Source organism: Mesorhizobium sp. M2A.F.Ca.ET.043.02.1.1 (genome assembly GCF_003952405.1).
In the GTDB taxonomy this organism is placed as follows: Bacteria; Pseudomonadota; Alphaproteobacteria; order Rhizobiales; family Rhizobiaceae; genus Mesorhizobium.
The window spans coordinates 4,745,966-4,761,384 of record NZ_CP034445.1; the positions used below are offsets into that span (position 1 = coordinate 4,745,966).

Below are 15,419 nucleotides of genomic sequence, written 5' to 3' on the forward strand. Positions count from 1 at the left end.
TACCAGGCGCCGCCTTCGGACGTGAAGGAAACGAAGTATGGCTACCAGCTTTCGACCGGCGAGCTGATCCCATACAGCGACCACCGGATAAAGCGATCGCGCGACGAAAACTTTCACGAATGCAAGCCGGGTGGCGATATGAAGTCGCAGCACTCCTTCTGCCTCTATGTCCCCGACCGCGGCATGTAGTGGGAAGTGCTCTAGCACGCGATCGCCCAAGAAGATGGGCCCGCTTCTGAGAAAGGCGGGCCCTTCGGCGTGAACGGGCTCCAGGCTTACTTGTTGCAGTTCTGCATATTGGATGTGGTGTTGCCGGTAGCGGTATTGTTGTCCGTGTCGTTGCCGGCCGCGTCCTTGCAGCGGTCGTTTGCGCCGTTGGACTTGGTGCTGTTCGTGCTGTTGGTGGCGTTTGGATCGATCGTGCCGTTGCTGCTGCCCGTGCCTGTTGCGGCGCCGGTGCCAGTGGTGCCTGTGGTTGCGCCGGTGCCGTTGGTGCCGTCCCCGGTGCCCGAGCCGCTGGTTTGGGCCATCGCGGAAGTCGCCAGAACAATTGCAAGTACCGATGCGGAAAGAAGTTTGATCATGGTAATAATCTCCTGTTGATCGCCTGATTGCGATTAGAATCAACAAGAAATGCGCCCGGATGTTCCAAAGGTCGCTGATCGGGTGCAGATTTTGTTGATCAATGTTGATGTATGCCGGAAAAATTTAACGATTATACTATGTTGATCGGTGTTGTTTCTGGATTTACTTGTTCGTGCGAACCTTCTGACGCGGGTTGATGCCACCCGCGTCGGTGGTGTCATTCTCGACATCACCTTCGACAGTGTTCTCGCCGTGCTCCAGCTCGTCGCCTTCCTTGATGGTGCCCTTGGAGGTTCCAATGCCGGGATCATTGCCCAGATCGGCATCGCTCGGTTTTTTCGATTTCGGGTGCTGGTTTCCGCTCATGGTCGTTCCTCGTTATGTCTTTCGAACCGGAAGCGGCGCGGAATGTTCCGGCGTCAGACGCCGAACGGATAGGTTTCGGGCATTCCTTCAGCGGCGTGTTCGGGTCCGAGCGGCGTAACCGCGCTGGTCTCGTCGAACCAGACAAGGGCATCGAATTGCCGCGCCAGAGAAGCGTCGGCATAGTGGCTGTGCAGTTCGGTTTCCGGCCGGTAGATCACGCCGATGAACCGTTCCAGGCGGCGTTCGGTCAGCCGGTCGCGCAGCTTCGGGTCGCGTGCCAGGTCAAGCAGGAACCGGTCGATGCCGGCTTCGTGGCAGAGCCGCTCGTAGCTGTCCTCGCGCGATGGCCGCACCGACTTGATTTCCATCTCGCCGTCCCAGTCGTTCGCCGCCGCGACAGTGCCGGTGTGCGTGCCGAAACCGATGAGAGCCGCGGCATCGCCGAAGCGCTGCCGGCAGAGCTGACCGATATTCACTTCCTCGCGCGAGATTCCCATTTCGGTGTAACGCGCATCGCCTATGTGGGAATTGTGCGCCCATACGACGGCTTTTGCGTTCGGGCCATGCGCATCCAGCACATGGCCCAGCGTCTCGAACATATGCGTGTCGCGCAGATTCCAGGAGTGCGGTCCGCCATAATACATGACGCGGTAATACTGCTCCGCCGAAGCGACGAGCCGGGCATTCTGCGCGGCGTCGAACAGTTCCTCGCCGCCCCGGCCGGCATGATCGAGTTGCCTCGCCAGCATGTCGCGGCACTGCTCGAGGACCGCTTCCTCGCATTCGCGGTAGCCCTTGGTCAGCGCGGCGCGGCCGTAGGTCGACGGCTCGGTCTGCCACGGCGTAAGGCAGCCATAGCGTTCCCGCGCAACCCTTGCCGCTTCCGGGTCGACGCGGTCGAGATACTCCAGGACGGCGGCGATCGAACCGCGCATGTTGTAGATGTCGAGGCCGTAGAGACCTGCTTGCGGCTGCAGCGCCTTGACCTTGTCATTGTGCTTGCGCAGCCATTCCACGAATGCCGCGACATCGGTGTTGCGCCACATCCAGCTTGGAAAGCGCTGGAACGGCCGATTGGCGCCGGGCGAGGCGCCGCGGCCGCGGACATAGCGGTCGATGGCCGCTGCATCGGGCCAGTCGGCCTCGACCGCGACGATGGCGAAGCCGTGCCTCTCGATCAGCCTTTTGGTGATTGCCGCGCGCGCCCGGTAGAATTCGGAGGTGCCGTGGCTGGATTCGCCGAGCAGGACGATCCGCCGGTCCGCGAAACGGTCGAACGGTTCGGCAAACGCCGGGTCGTCGAAGTCGGGAAGCGGCTCCGCGACCGCGGCGATCATTTCCGGCAGGCTGCGTTTGCGCGCCAGTGGCGTCGTGGGGACAGTCGCCGGGCGGCTTTCCTCCCGCCAGCCCTGTTCGCCGATCAACGGGACGAAGCGCACGCCGCCGAAATCCTCCTCGCTATAGGTCGATGCGCCCGTGCGGGTCACCTTAAGCAGCCGCTGCTCGTCGGGATCGTCGCCCACCGGAATGACCAGCCTGCCGCCGACGTCGAGCTGCTGCTGCAAGGCCAGCGGTGCGCCCGGTCCGCTCGCCGCCACCACGATGGCGTCGAAGGGTGCTGCTTCGGGCCAGCCTTTGGTGCCGTCGCCGATCCGCACTTCGATGTTGCCGTAGCCTAGTCTTTGAAAGCGTCGCCGTGCGTCCTCGGCCAGTGGTGCGTGGCGTTCGATCGTGTAGACATGGTCGACGACGCGGCTCATGACGGCGGCGGCGTAGCCTGATCCCGTGCCGACTTCGAGCACCTGGTCGCCTGGGCCGATTTCCGACATCTCCAGCATGAAGGCAACGATGTAAGGCTGCGATATCGTCTGTCCTTCCGCGATCGGCAGCGGTCCGTCCTCATAGGCGAATTCCTCATAGCCTGGGCCCACGAAGACTTCGCGCGGAACCTCCCGCATCGCCGCCAGGACTTCCCGATCATGGATGCCGCGCCGGCCAAGATGCACATCGACCATCCGTCGACGCTCACGGGAAAGATCAAGCATCGCAATCCCCTTCTATTCGCCCGCCTCCATCATCGTCCTGGCAGGCTCCCGAGCGACGTTTTCCTCGATCTCATCGTGGCCTGGAGTCTGCGGCAGCGCCTTGCGGAAGTTCTTGGCGTAATCGGGCGGCATTTTTGGCGGCATCATCGGCTCGTAGGCGTCGACCAGCGCCTCGATGATCACCGGCCCGCTGGTGGCGAAAGCCTGGTCGAGCACGCGCTCGACCTCCTCCGCCCGCTCGATGCTGAAGCCTTTTCCGCCCATCGCCTCGGCGGCCTTGGCGAAATCGATCGGCTGCAATTCGCAGCCGAATTGCGGGTTGCCGAGGAACATCATCTGCTCCCAGGCGATCTGGTTCAGCATGTTGTTCTTGATGACCAGGACTTTCAGCGGAATGCCGTAGCGCACCGCCGTGGAAAACTCGCCGAGCTGCATGGCGAGACCGCCGTCGCCTACGATCGCCGTGACCGGCCGGCCCGGAAAGGCGATGCCGCCCGCGATCGCATAGCTCAAACCGCAGGACATGGAGGCGAGCGCGCCCGAAACGCCGAAAGCCTGTCCCGCGCGGAGATCGACATGGCGCGCGGCAAGTTCCGTGTTCTGGCCGGAATCGGTCGCCAGCACCGTATTCTCGGCAAGGCGCTCGCCGAAGGCGCGCACGACGCGTTGCGGCTTGAGCGGATGGGCCAAGCCATCTTCCGACTGGCGCATCATCTCGCGCCATTTCTGCATCGAGCTCTGCGCGGTCGCCAGGAATGCGCCGTCGCCCTTCTGCTTCAGCCGCTTGTTGAGGGCGCGCAAGGTCTCCGCCGCATCGCCGACCAGACCGGCCTCGACCGGGAAGCGAAGGCCGATGCGCTGCGCGTCGCAATCGATCTGGACGCCACGGGCTTTGCCAGGCTGCGGATAGTACTCGATATAGGGGAAGGTCGAGCCGACGATGAGGACGGCGTCGCACGTCTCCATCGCCTCCTGCGATGGCAAGGTGCCCAGAATGCCGATGCCGCCCGTGGTGTAGGGATGGTCGTCCGGCAGCACCGCCTTGCCAAGCAAGGCCTTGACGATCGGCGCCTGCAGCAACCGGGCCGTTTCTTCGAGCTCGGCCGCCGCCCCGATCGCTCCGCGCCCCGCCAGGATCGCCACGCGCCGCGCGTCGTTGAGGATTGCCGCCGCTTTGTCCAGCTCCACATCCTGCGCGAGGCAATGCGGAGCGAACATGTCTTGCGGCGTGTGCGCCGGCCGGTTGCGCTTGGATCGCTTGGCCGCGTCGGCGGGCTGTTCCTGGATATCGCTGGCGATCGAGAGATGCGCGACGCCCTTGCGGGCGAGCGCCGTGCGGCAGGCGAGGCTTGCCACGTTTTCCATATGCGCCGCGTCCGAGACCTGGACGTTGTAGTCGCTGACGTCGTTGAAGACGCGGGTAAGATCGACATCCTGCTGCGTGAAAGTCTCGATCAGGTCATGGAACTGCATGCCGGTGATCGCCAGCACCGGCGCCTGGTCGAGCTTGGCGTCGTAGAGGCCGGTGAGAAGATGCGTGCCGCCGGGCCCGGATGTTGCGAGGCACACCCCGAGCTTCCCTGTCCATTTGGCGTAGGCGCAAGCCATGAACGCAGCCGATTCCTCGTGCCGCACCTGGACGAAGGATATCCTGTCCTGGTTCTTGCGCAGCGCTTCCATGACGCCGTTTATGCCGTCGCCAGGCAACCCGAACACGACTTCGACGTTCCAGGCAATCAAGGTGTCGACGAGAATTTCGGCTGCATTTTGCATGGCGAGGCTCCGCTGTTGGCTTTCCGAACCAGCGAGGCTGCGGTTGGTTCCCTCGCCGGATCGAGGCGGCTCATGGCCAAAAGCAATGAACCCGATTGCGCAGGGTTGGGCCGCCACGGCAGTGTGATGGCCCTGAGGAGGCGTCCATGGAAGAACCTGTTTTCTGCGATACTTCGCTTTTGCGGGTCGCCTATCTGAGCGGTGGATCCGAGGATGGACCGTCTGTGCTGCTCCTCCATGGTTGGCCGGATGATGCGACGACTTTTGCGGATGTGGCGCCATCGCTTCAGGCCGCGGGCTTCCGAACCTTCGCGCCATGGCTGCGCGGATTTGGGAAGACCTCGTTCCACTCCGATGAAACGATGCGCTCAGGCGAGATCGCCGCCATGGCGCAGGACGCGCTCGACTTTGCCGACGCCATCGGCCTCGAACGGTTCGCGGTTGTCGGCCATGACTGGGGCGCGCGTATCGCCTATCTGCTCGCCTCCGTCTTTCCGCAGCGCATAACATGCTGCGCGGCGCTTTCGCTGGGGTGGCAGCCCGGCCCGCCTCCGACGCCGCCTTTGGAGCAGACGAAAGCCTTCTGGTATCAGTGGTTCATGGCGACCGGGCGCGGCGAAGAGTTCGTGCGGCAGCACGGTCGCTCCTTCGCGCGTTTCCAGTGGGACAGTTGGAGTCCCCCAGGCTGGTTCGACGACGCGCTGTTCGAACGGGTGGCGAGGTCCTTCGAAAATCCCGACTGGCCGGATGTCACGCTGCATTCCTATCGCGTGCGCTGGGGCGAGGCGGATCCCGACCCGCGCTATGCTGAACTTGCGCGCAAGCAAATTGAGGCGGAGGTCATCTCGGTGCCGACATTGGTCCTTCATGGCGACGACGATCGCATCGTTCTGCCGGATTCCTCCGAAGGCAAGGAGCCGTATTTTACCGCCGGTTATGAGCGTGTGCTCCTGCCGGGTGTCGGTCATTTCCCGACGAGGGAAGCTCCTAGCCAGGTCCGGGAGAGGCTGGAGAGATTCCTGGTCGACTTCGGCAGGCAATAAAGCATGTCTCCCGAAAGTGGGAACCGGTTTCGGGATAAAGACATGCGTAAGATCAAAAAACCTAAAGCGCATGGAGCGAATCTGAAAGATCGCGACGCGCTTTAGGCGACGTCGACTTCCGGGTTCGGGAAAGCTGCATCGAAGGGAGGTTCGTCGGTCCGGCGGAGAAGCGAAGCAGGAACCTTTTTTCTGTCAGTGGGTTAGTGGAGGCATTAACCCATGTTAGGGCGCGGCCGTGGCACGGAAGGTTCGTGAAGCACTGAGATCGGAACAGACGCTGTCCGAGACGACAACGCCGGAACGCGAGACGACCGTCGCGTTGGAGGCGCTGGGATCCAAGGAAGCGCCTTCCCGAATGCTGGAATTGGCGCGAAAGCTGGACGCCGCGATCGCGTTGCGTGCGCGCAAGGCCCGTCCCAATTGATTTCAACTGACGACGCTCTGATCGCGCCGACCCGGAACAATCAGGGCCGGCATCCGTTCGCCTGTGAAACCCTCCATGGGCAATCGGATGAAAAGCCTGATTCAAAGCCTGATGGCCGAGTTCCTGCCGCGCTGGTGGCGCCGAAAATCTCGCATCCCTGCGCCGCGAGAGATGCCCGTGCGTGCATCGTCGCGGGTAACGCCGGACCGTTCCCAGGAAAGCGGGGCAGGGGATGGGTCGGACGCCGTTCAAAAATAGTTCGAGCTGGGGATGCCCGCTCCACCGGCTGGAACATTCGCCCTGATTGCTCGTTCGGCAACATCATTCAGCGAGCACAAGGGACACCGACAATGCCGAAGAAAGCTTCCCCGGCCGACGCTACAGCCGTGGCTGAGATTCATGACCAGAAACTTGTCCGCGGCAGTGGCGGCGAGCTGCATCAGGTGGCCGAAGGCGAGGTCGAGGTGCAGACGACGGCGCTTGGCGCGCCGATCGCGGATGACCACAACACGTTGAAGATCGGCGACCGCGGTCCCACGCTGATCGAGGATTTTCATTTCCGCGAAAAGATCTTCCATTTCGATCATGAGCGTATCCCCGAGCGCGTCGTCCACGCGCGCGGCTACGGCGCCCATGGCTTCTTCGAGACGTATGAGTCGCTCGCCAAGTACACCAAGGCCGATATCTTCCAGCGGCCCGGCGAAAAGACACCCGCCTTCGTTCGTTTCTCGACCGTCGCCGGCAGCAAGGGGTCCTTCGACCTGGCGCGGGATGTGCGGGGCTTCTCCGTGAAGCTCTATACCAAGGAGGGCAATTGGGACCTCGTCGGCAACAACATCCCGGTCTTCTTCATCCAGGATGCGATCAGGTTTCCGGATATGGTCCATGCCGTGAAAGAGGAACCGGACAGGGCGTTCCCCCAGGCCCAATCCGCGCATGACAATTTCTGGGATTTTATCTCGCTCACGCCGGAATCGATGCACATGATCATGTGGATCATGTCCGATCGCGCCATCCCCCGGTCGTTCCGGTTCATGCAGGGCTTCGGCGTGCACACGTTCCGTCTCGTCAACGCCAAGGATGAATCGACCTTCGTCAAATTCATCTGGAAGCCGAAGCTGGGCATGCAGTCGGTGGTCTGGAACGAAGCCGTGAAGATCAACGGCGCCGATCCCGATTTCCACCGCCGCGACCTCTGGAACGCCATCCAGTCGGGCGATTTTCCGGAGTGGGAGCTCTGCGTCCAGCTCTTCGACCAGGATTTCGCCGACAGTTTCGACTTCGACATCCTCGATCCGACCAAGATCATTCCCGAGGAGATCATCGAGCCGATCCCGGTCGGGCGGCTTGTCCTCGATCGCATGCCTGAGAACTTCTTCGCCGAGACCGAACAGGTTGCCTTCATGACGCAGAACGTGCCGCCTGGCATCGATTTTTCCAACGATCCCCTGCTGCAGGGACGCAACTTCTCCTATCTCGACACGCAGCTCAAGCGCCTGGGCAGCCCCAACTTCACCCACCTTCCCATCAACGCGCCGAAATGTCCCTTCCATCATTTCCAGCAGGACGGTCAAATGGCGATGCGCAATCCCGCCGGCCGCGCCAACTATCAGCCGAATTCCTGGGGCGAGGGGCCGCGTGAGTCACCCGAGCGGGGCTTCCGCTCCTTTGCCGATGCGGAGGAGGGGCAGAAGGTCCGGCTGCGGGCGGAGAGCTTCGCCGATCACTACAGCCAGGCCCGGCAATTCTTCATCAGCCAGACCGAGCCTGAGCAGCGTCATATCGCAATGGCTTTGACGTTCGAACTGAGCAAGGTCGAGACGCCGGTCATCCGCGAGCGGATGATCTCCCATCTGCTCAACATCGACGAGACGCTGGCGACCACGGTCGCCGACAAGCTCGGCATCAACACGATGCCGGCGCCTGCCGACGCGGCTGTGCCGACACGGGATGACCTCGAGCCGTCGCCCGCGCTCAGCATCATCAACAACGGGCCGGACAGCTTCAAGGGCCGCAAGATCGGCATGCTCGTCAGCGACGGCATCGATTCCGGCCTGCTGCAAGCGGTGCGGGATGCGGCGCAAGCCGAAGGCGCCAAAGTGGAAGTCGTGGCGCGCAGGGTGGGCGGTGTCGAGGCAGGCGATGGCAGCTGGATCGAAGCCAATCACATGATCGACGGCGGTCCTTCCGTTCTCTTCGATGCGGTTGTGCTGCTCGTTTCCGAGGAAGGCGCCGAGATGCTGTCCAGGGATGCTGCGGCAAAGGACTTCGTGTCGGACGCCTTTGCGCATCTGAAGTTCATCGGCTTCGTCGCGGGTGCCGGACCTCTGCTGGCAAGCGCCGGGGTAGCGGCCGATGCGGATGAGGGGCTCATCGAGCTCAAAGGCGGCGGCTCCGCGCGCTCATTCGTCGAGGCTTGCCGCAAGCTGCGGCTTTGGGCGAGGGAAAGTGCCGTCAAACTCTGATTGTGCGGGAACATTTCGAGCGCCTGCCGGTTCGAAAGAGATCGCCCTCCCTCCAGCGATCCAAGGTCCCATCAAGACCTGACAAGGCCCGTTGCCGCATGCAGGCAGCGGGCCTTCTCTGTCTGCCGATATTCGGTTGCGGCGAGCCTACAAAACCGGGCCCGACGGGAACAAGCGGATGCCTGCGGGGTTGCTTTCGAGAGAAGGGAACTGTCAGCAGGAGGCCGCAATGAGCGAGGCCATGACCACCTCAAATCACGAAGTATCCGAGCTTGGATCGAGGCGCGCGAAGGCCGACCTGCAGTTGTCGCGACGCCGGGGAAGGCTGCAACGCTGCGGGTCGATTTCGGCGCCGGCGACGAAGATCTGAGGCCGATCGAATGGGAGGATTTCTTCAAGGTGCTGGACGACAACAACCTGGCGTTCGTTCACCAGGACATGACCGCGGAGGGCAGCACAAGCCGTTTCAATAAGTTCGTGCCGCGCGAGTAGCCATTCGGGAGCAACGGATTTCGACTGTCACTGAGCCCCCGGCATTTTGCTGGCGTCCTGTGGATTCTTCGTGATGCCGGCAGCTGGCGAGCTATCCTGCGGCGCATTCCCGCCCTGGTTTTGTTCGGGCGTGCGTTTCCATGGCGCGGAAGACGAGCCGCTGTCGACACGAATGAAGACCCAGTAACATGCCAGCAGCACGACCAAAGTCAGTATGAGCGGCAAAACAACGCGTCGCATGCCGATTCCTTCATGGCCTTTGTCGAGGGAAACCCGATCCGAGTGTCTGGGTATCGGCTCAGGCTCCCCGCCGTCGCGCCGCCTCGCGCTCGACATCGTCAGCCGAATAATCGCCGGCGGCCGGGTCGAATGCTGTCCATCCGTCCGCTTGGTATTCACTGCGGCGGTCGGCGATGTCGACCGATGCGGAGCTGCGGAGAATTTCACGGGCTTCCGAGGCGAGGTCGTCCTCGACACGAGCCGTCACCAGCGTGCCGCCGCGGCGGACGCCCTCGGCATAGACATGCGCGTCCTGCTCCGGCACGCCGGCGTCGGTCAGGCTGCCGATGATGCCGCCGGCCGCGCCGCCCACAATCGCCCCGGCGACGGCGCCCGCGGCCGTCGCCGCCAGCCAGCCGGCCGCGACCACCGGCCCGACGCCCGGTATCGCCATGGCGCCCAGGCCCGTTGCCAGGCCGCCGGCGCCACCCACGACCGCGCCGATGCCTGCGCCGCTGGCGGCATCCTCGGCTGCGGGGGATTGCGTGTTCGTATGCCAGCCGCGGGCATTGTTGGCCATGATGCTGATGTCGGATGACGGAACGCCGGTGGACTCCAACGCGCCCACGGCGTCGGCGGCATCGTCATAGTCGTCGAACAGGGCGGTGATCGTTTGCATGTCGGTTCTCCTGTCTATTGTTGGCCGGCAAAGACGTTGCCCTGGTAGTCGAGCGCGACGGAGGTGCCCTTGCCGTCCTTCGTCGCCTGGCCGCGCCAGATGCCCTGTTCGTCCTTGGCGAGGGCGGACACGTCCGCATAGCCGGCGTCTTGGATGCGCTTCTTCGCCTGCGCTTCGGTGAAGCTGTTCGCGCCGGGGACCGGCGCGGGTGGTTTGGGCGTCGATGCCGATTTGACCGCCGGCGTGCTCGCGCTGGCGCCGGCGATCTTCTCGATCATGTCCTGATGCATCTTCAGCGTCGGCAGCGTCTCCGCCGCGAAAGATTTGAGGGCGGGATTGTCTCCATCCTTGGCGTAGGCCCCGAATAGGCCGACGGCGTCGGCATGCGCCTTACGCTGCATCTCGACGTAAGGCTGGTCCAGCGAAGCCGTCGTGCTCTGCAATCGTTCCAGATCGCTCTTATGAGCGGCATCGGATTGCGCCGGCACCTGCAGCTTCTGCTCGCCGGCGATCTTCTGCAATTTGGCGTTCGCCGCGCCGTGATCGGTGATCATGCGCTTGGCAAAATCCTTGATCTGCTGATCCTTCGCATTGTCCTGCGCGATCTTGCTCGAATCCACTTCGAACATCCCGCCTATCGCAGCCTTGTTGACGAAGGTCTGCGCGTCGTCGGCCGCGAAGGCAGGGAGGGCAAGCATCAGCGCGGCGGTCGCCGATGGGATAAGGAATATCCGCATGCTCATGGGGCAAGGCTCCTTTGGTCTTGGTGGCACCGAACCACCGTTCCGGCCCTTTGTTCCCCAACGACCTCGTTTCCATGACGTAAAAAATCGCCCGGCCGTGGCGGGGCGGATCTTGGGTTGGATCCGCTTGGGTGCCGAAGGTGCCTGGACGACAAATCCGGCAGCGTCAGCCGCCACGCTGGCTCTGCAGCCGATGACGGCAACAAACCTCGTATCGGGCCAATCGTTCGATGAATTTTCCGGCGCACTGGCCAAAAACATCATTTGTTATTGCGACTTGGCAAATCGAGGCCGGTCGGCGCGAGCGCTTTTCGAAAAATGTGGCAAGCGCCTGCCTTGATGGAACGGAGGACTTTAGTCGGAGTTTAGCGGCAGACAACGCGATGGAGAAATCCAACATGGAATATGCTGCCGAAAATCTTTGTCCTGAAATCGCCGAACGGGAACGGTGCGCGGCCATGGCCGAGGCGCAAGCTAGGGAATTTGAACGCATCAAGATGTATCCGGTGGCACGCGCAATGCGCGCCTTGGCCTGCCGCATCAAAGAGTCCGGCCTGACACAGGAATTCGACACGCGAACTGCTTCTCGCGATATCGCCGCGATTTGAGGGTCATATGCTTTGAGCGCGCTCTCACCGATCTCGGCGAAAGCCGTCCATATTTGCGTGGACATGCAGCAGATGTTCACGCCGCCGTGGCCATGGGCGGTCGATTGGCTGCCCGTGATCCTGCCACAAGTTCAGAGGCTGGTGCGCAAGCGACCAGAAGCCACGATCTTCACCAGGTTCATCCCCGCGCGAAATCCGGGCGAGGGCCACGGCCAGTGGAAACAATATTATGAGCATTGGGCGGACATGACGATCGCAAGGGCCGGCAAGGAGGCGGTGGACCTTCTGCCCGAGCTTGCCGTCCATATCCCGCCGGCGCGCGTGTTCGACAAGCCGATCTATTCGCCGTGGCTGAGCGGCGAACTCGCTGGTGTGCTTCAGTCGGAAGGCGTCGAGGAGGTCATCGTCAGCGGCGGTGAGGCCGATATGTGCGTTTTGGCGACCCTGCTCGGCTCTATCGATCTTGGCTATCGAACGATCCTCGCGGAGGACGCCATCTGCAGCGCGTCCGATGAGGCCTATGAGAACATCCTGAAACTCTTCACCAAGCGGTACTCCCACCATGTCGAGGTCGCGCCGGTGGAGGCAATTCTCGAATGCTGGCGATAGCGGAGAGGCGGCGCCCCCGACCAGCAGACTGCTTTTCGTTCGGAACATCTCGCTACTTTCTTAGTTCGGTCGGCGCCGGCGCGTTCCGCGTCCCGAATGCGCGGTCTTGGGCAGGCGTCCTATCGAAAGGCTCGCCCGTTCACCCCCTTTGCGGGCGAGCCTTCGGTTGGTCCAAGATTTTGTGGGCCGTGATGGCGTTTGCGTCAGGCCCTGAGTTTAACAGCTGATTGAAAGAAGTAGATCAGGCGGAACGAAAGCGAGATCCAGGAATTAAATACAAGAATTCGAACACTACTTATAGGAGGACGAAATGGGACGAGGTATTCTGCTCTGGCTGCTCGGCGTTCCAATTCCGATCATCATCCTTTTGATGCTTTTTGCACGTTAGGAGCCCACGATGACCTTTTCCCCGGCCGACGAACCGGCAACGATTGAGACATCATCCTCCGCCGTCAATTGGGGGCCGATCGTGGCCGGCGCTTTTGCGGCAGCCACCTTGACCGTCATCCTCATGCTTGTCGGTTCCGGACTCGGCTTGGCGATGATGTCGCCATGGGGTAGCCCTTCCCTGACGACATTTGCGGTGTCGACCGCGGTCTGGCTCGTTATCGTGCAATGGCTGTCATCTGCGTTAGGCGGCTATGTCGCCGGGCGGCTCCGCACGAAGTGGGTCAACGTGCATACCGACGAGGTGTATTTCCGCGACACCGCGCATGGGTTCCTGGCCTGGGCCCTGGCTACGCTGCTCGTGGCCACGGTCCTCGGCTCGGCGGTCTCCGGAATTGCGGGGACGGGCGCCCAGGCGGCGACTGGTTTGCTGAGCGGCGCGGCCGCCGGTGCGGCTTCGCAGGCTTCGTCGGCGCAAACTCCGTCCGCTAACGATCTCGCCGGCTATTTCGTGGACGCGCTCTTCCGGCCGGCCGGCAACGCGGCCGCGCCTACAGCGGCGGCAACGCCCCAAAACAACGCGGACGCCGCGGCACAGGCCGCGCGCATACTGACAATCAGCGCTGCGAACGGCGAAATGAGCGCGGATGACAAGGCCTATCTTGCCCAACTCGTGGCATCCCGCACGGGCCTTCCCCAGGCGGAGGCGCAGAAGCGGGTCGACGAGGTCCTGGCGCGTGCCGAGGACGCCAAGAACAAAGCCAAGGCAGCCGCCGACAAGGCCCGCAAGGCGAGCGCCGCCGCTGCACTGGTTGGCGCGCTGTCGCTGGTGATTGGCGCGTTCATTGCTGCGGTCGCGGCAGCGCTAGGCGGCAGGCAAAGAGACGAAGACGAGGCGGGCTATTTGCGCAGCGACTCCCGGACGGTTACGACCGCTGTCGGCTAAAGCATGTCTCCCGAAAGTGGGAACCGGTTTCGGGATAAAGACCTGCGTAAGTCAAAAACCTAAAGCGCATGGAGCGAATCTGAAAGATTGCGACGGCTTTAGAGTGGTTCGCCGCTTCACCGAAGCGGCGAACCACTCTATCTCTTTGTTTTCTCGCAATTTCCAGCGGAAGCCGCTCACACTTTTCCTGCAATTGCTCTAATGGCGCGAAGCGGGACGGCAGCCGTGAAATTGAGACTGCTCGGAGCGAACCGCAACTCCACCGTCGCTCCGAGCTCGTAAGGCAAGGTCCGCTCGAGCACCTCGAAACCGAACCCGCGCCGCTCGGTCTGCTCCAAATCGTCAACACCGCTTTCAGCCCAGACGAAGCGGAGCAGATCTTCCTCCAAACGCCATCCGATGTCGATGCGGCCAGCCCGGTTGGAGCTGGCAAGCGCCCCGTATTTCAACGCGTTCGTCGCCAGTTCGTGGATGGCCAAGCCCATCGTCTCGGCAGCCTTGGGGGCGAGCGTCAATGGCGGCCCCTCGATCGTCAGGTTATCGCCCTCCCGGCCCCCGGCGGCGCGCAATTCCTCGGCGACGATTAATGCCAGGTTGATCTCGATCGACGGACGGCGTGTGATCGCCGCCTGCACGCGGGCGAAAGCGTTGATGCGCCCTTCCAGGTGAGCCGCGGCTTCGTCCAGGGATTCGCTTTTCTCCATCGTACGCCGCACGATCGAGCGGATCACGGCCAGCGTGTTGCGCATATGATGCTGCAACTCGGCGAAGCGAGCCTGCTGCTGTTCCTCGGCTTGCTTCCGGCGCGTGATGTCCTGGCCGACGCCGCCGATATGGGCGACCTTTCCAGCCTCATCGCGCATCGGAAAGCCGGAATCGCGCAGCCAGCGTATCTCGCTGTCGGCCGGCCGGCAGATGCGGTATTCGAAGGTTGCGCGTTCGCCGTCGCGTATGCGCGCGATCTGGCCCAGCACATGCTCGCGATCCTCGGGCACGATAAGGTCGATCCAGGTGGCGAAATTGTCGCCGGCCAGGGCCTTTTGGCGGCTCATCCCGTAAATGGCGTCGAAGGCCGGCGTCAGGTATTCCCACTGCAGCGTGTCGGCATTGCGGGCCCAGAGCACATCAGAGGCGGCTTCGGCGAAATCCCGCAGGGTCTCGTCGCTCTCACGCAGCCGGGCTTCGGCGCGCCCATGCCCGCGCAAGGCCGTCTTGACATCTGCCAGACCGCGTTCAAGCGGCTTGTTGGGCGGGCCCTTGGACATCACTCCTCGTTGGCGTCGAGATGCCTGCCCTCGCGATCGAGATGCAGATAATTGGGATTGAACAGCGCGACATCCTGCAGTGCCTGGAGGTTGGGAATGGTCAGCGTCCTGTCTTTCAGCACGATGAGGTTCGAGGCGCGCAGCTCCTGCAGCGTGCGATTGACGTGAACCGTCGACATGCCCAGCGTCTCGCCCAGTTCCGTCTGCGTCAACGGGAATTCGCAACTGCTGTCGCTTGTGCAGCCGGCGGCCTCCAGCCGGATGAACAGCTCACACAACAGATGCGCCATCCGCTCGAGCGCATCGCGCTGGCCGAGGTTGACTGTCCACTCGCGCTGGATCGCCGCCGCGACCAGCGATTCCCACCACAGAGCCTGAGTGATGCGCGGATGTCCGATCATCATCTCGTCGAAGGCGGCGCGCGAAATCTCCGAGACCGCGACTGGCGTGATGGCGCCGATGGAGTGGTCCATTTCTTTCAGGATGAAGACGTTGAGGTCACAGAGATCGCCGGGGAGGAAGAAAGCAATGATTTGCCGCCGCCCGTCCTCGAGGGTCTTATAGCGGCAGGCCCAGCCCTCGTTGATCAGGTTGATGAACTCAGGTTTCTCGCCTTCGTGGATGATGTCTTCGCGCGCGGCGAAGCGTCGGACGCGTTGCGCCGCAATTCTGACCAGCATCTCCTTGTCGGCCTGCGAAAGCCGCGTGAATTTCTCAAGCTTGCGGATCAGAGGTCGCCTCATCCCAGTCCTCTTTCCCGTGATACACAC

At 62.6% G+C, this 15,419-nt stretch carries 17 protein-coding genes; 8 read left to right on the plus strand and 9 right to left on the minus strand.

The window, feature by feature from the left end:
* Positions 1-21 precede the first annotated feature (21 nt).
* On the plus strand, positions 22-189 hold the full coding sequence (locus tag EJ068_RS32745) for a hypothetical protein (protein ID WP_189341784.1): 168 nt from the start codon (positions 22-24) through the stop codon (positions 187-189).
* 86 nt (positions 190-275) lie between these two features.
* Here EJ068_RS32745 and EJ068_RS22560 read toward each other — a convergent pair whose 3' ends face one another.
* The 4 genes from EJ068_RS22560 to EJ068_RS22575 form a co-directional block, all read right to left on the minus strand.
* Positions 276-584: a hypothetical protein gene (locus tag EJ068_RS22560; RefSeq protein ID WP_126062605.1), complete on the minus strand. Its 309-nt coding sequence runs from the start codon at positions 582-584 to the stop codon at positions 276-278.
* 163 nt (positions 585-747) lie between these two features.
* Positions 748-951 carry a hypothetical protein gene (locus EJ068_RS22565; protein ID WP_126079175.1) on the minus strand — a complete coding sequence of 68 codons (204 nt, stop codon included), beginning with the start codon at positions 949-951 and terminating at the stop codon, positions 748-750.
* Positions 952-1,004: 53 nt separating this feature from the next.
* The gene (locus tag EJ068_RS22570) at positions 1,005-2,996 is read right to left on the minus strand and encodes a protein-L-isoaspartate(D-aspartate) O-methyltransferase (protein WP_127251938.1); all 1,992 of its coding nucleotides are present in this window, start codon (positions 2,994-2,996) and stop codon (positions 1,005-1,007) included.
* Between the two features lie 12 nt (positions 2,997-3,008).
* Positions 3,009-4,769, minus strand: coding sequence for a thiamine pyrophosphate-dependent enzyme (locus EJ068_RS22575; protein WP_127251939.1), 1,761 nt, complete (start codon positions 4,767-4,769; stop codon positions 3,009-3,011).
* A gap of 146 nt (positions 4,770-4,915) precedes the next feature.
* On the opposite strand from EJ068_RS22575, the gene EJ068_RS22580 reads away from it, so the two are divergent.
* The 4 genes from EJ068_RS22580 (at position 4,916) to EJ068_RS33905 (ending at position 9,071) form a co-directional block, all read left to right on the plus strand.
* Entirely contained in the window at positions 4,916-5,812 is an 897-nt protein-coding gene (locus EJ068_RS22580; protein WP_127251940.1) for an alpha/beta hydrolase, read from the plus strand.
* 235 nt (positions 5,813-6,047) lie between these two features.
* Positions 6,048-6,236 (plus strand): hypothetical protein, encoded by a 189-nt coding sequence (locus tag EJ068_RS22585; protein WP_126079171.1) that lies wholly within the window; start codon positions 6,048-6,050, stop codon positions 6,234-6,236.
* A gap of 350 nt (positions 6,237-6,586) precedes the next feature.
* Positions 6,587-8,701: a catalase gene (locus EJ068_RS22590; protein ID WP_127251941.1), complete on the plus strand. Its 2,115-nt coding sequence runs from the start codon at positions 6,587-6,589 to the stop codon at positions 8,699-8,701.
* A 229-nt stretch (positions 8,702-8,930) separates the two neighbouring features.
* Positions 8,931-9,071 (plus strand): hypothetical protein, encoded by a 141-nt coding sequence (locus tag EJ068_RS33905; protein WP_348527533.1) that lies wholly within the window; start codon positions 8,931-8,933, stop codon positions 9,069-9,071.
* Positions 9,072-9,220: 149 nt separating this feature from the next.
* Here EJ068_RS33905 and EJ068_RS22600 read toward each other — a convergent pair whose 3' ends face one another.
* From EJ068_RS22600 to EJ068_RS22610, 3 genes are read right to left on the minus strand one after another with little or no spacing between them, the layout of a single operon-like run.
* On the minus strand, positions 9,221-9,433 hold the full coding sequence (locus tag EJ068_RS22600; protein WP_042647292.1) for a hypothetical protein: 213 nt from the start codon (positions 9,431-9,433) through the stop codon (positions 9,221-9,223).
* A 58-nt stretch (positions 9,434-9,491) separates the two neighbouring features.
* Positions 9,492-10,091: a hypothetical protein gene (locus EJ068_RS22605; RefSeq protein ID WP_127251942.1), complete on the minus strand. Its 600-nt coding sequence runs from the start codon at positions 10,089-10,091 to the stop codon at positions 9,492-9,494.
* A gap of 14 nt (positions 10,092-10,105) precedes the next feature.
* Positions 10,106-10,834, minus strand: a complete 729-nt coding sequence (locus tag EJ068_RS22610) for a DUF4142 domain-containing protein (RefSeq protein WP_126079166.1) — start codon at positions 10,832-10,834, stop codon at positions 10,106-10,108.
* Between the two features lie 230 nt (positions 10,835-11,064).
* Here EJ068_RS22610 and EJ068_RS22615 point away from each other — a divergent pair, with 230 nt between their 5' ends.
* The 3 genes from EJ068_RS22615 (at position 11,065) to EJ068_RS22625 (ending at position 13,384) form a co-directional block, all read left to right on the plus strand.
* Complete coding sequence (locus EJ068_RS22615) at positions 11,065-11,442, plus strand: hypothetical protein (RefSeq protein ID WP_127250831.1); 378 nt, start codon at positions 11,065-11,067, stop codon at positions 11,440-11,442.
* Positions 11,443-11,454: 12 nt separating this feature from the next.
* Positions 11,455-12,051, plus strand: a complete 597-nt coding sequence (locus tag EJ068_RS22620) for an isochorismatase family cysteine hydrolase (protein ID WP_245463192.1) — start codon at positions 11,455-11,457, stop codon at positions 12,049-12,051.
* A 397-nt stretch (positions 12,052-12,448) separates the two neighbouring features.
* A complete protein-coding gene (locus EJ068_RS22625) occupies positions 12,449-13,384 on the plus strand; it encodes a hypothetical protein (protein WP_127250832.1) in 936 nt (311 codons plus the stop codon).
* A gap of 176 nt (positions 13,385-13,560) precedes the next feature.
* On the opposite strand, the gene EJ068_RS22630 is transcribed toward EJ068_RS22625, so the two are convergent.
* Both EJ068_RS22630 and EJ068_RS22635 read right to left on the minus strand, forming a co-directional pair.
* On the minus strand, positions 13,561-14,649 hold the full coding sequence (locus EJ068_RS22630; RefSeq protein WP_127250833.1) for an HWE histidine kinase domain-containing protein: 1,089 nt from the start codon (positions 14,647-14,649) through the stop codon (positions 13,561-13,563).
* A complete protein-coding gene (locus EJ068_RS22635) occupies positions 14,649-15,392 on the minus strand; it encodes a Crp/Fnr family transcriptional regulator (RefSeq protein WP_126079162.1) in 744 nt (247 codons plus the stop codon). The genes EJ068_RS22630 and EJ068_RS22635 overlap by 1 nt, the downstream gene beginning before the upstream one ends.
* Positions 15,393-15,419 lie beyond the last annotated feature (27 nt).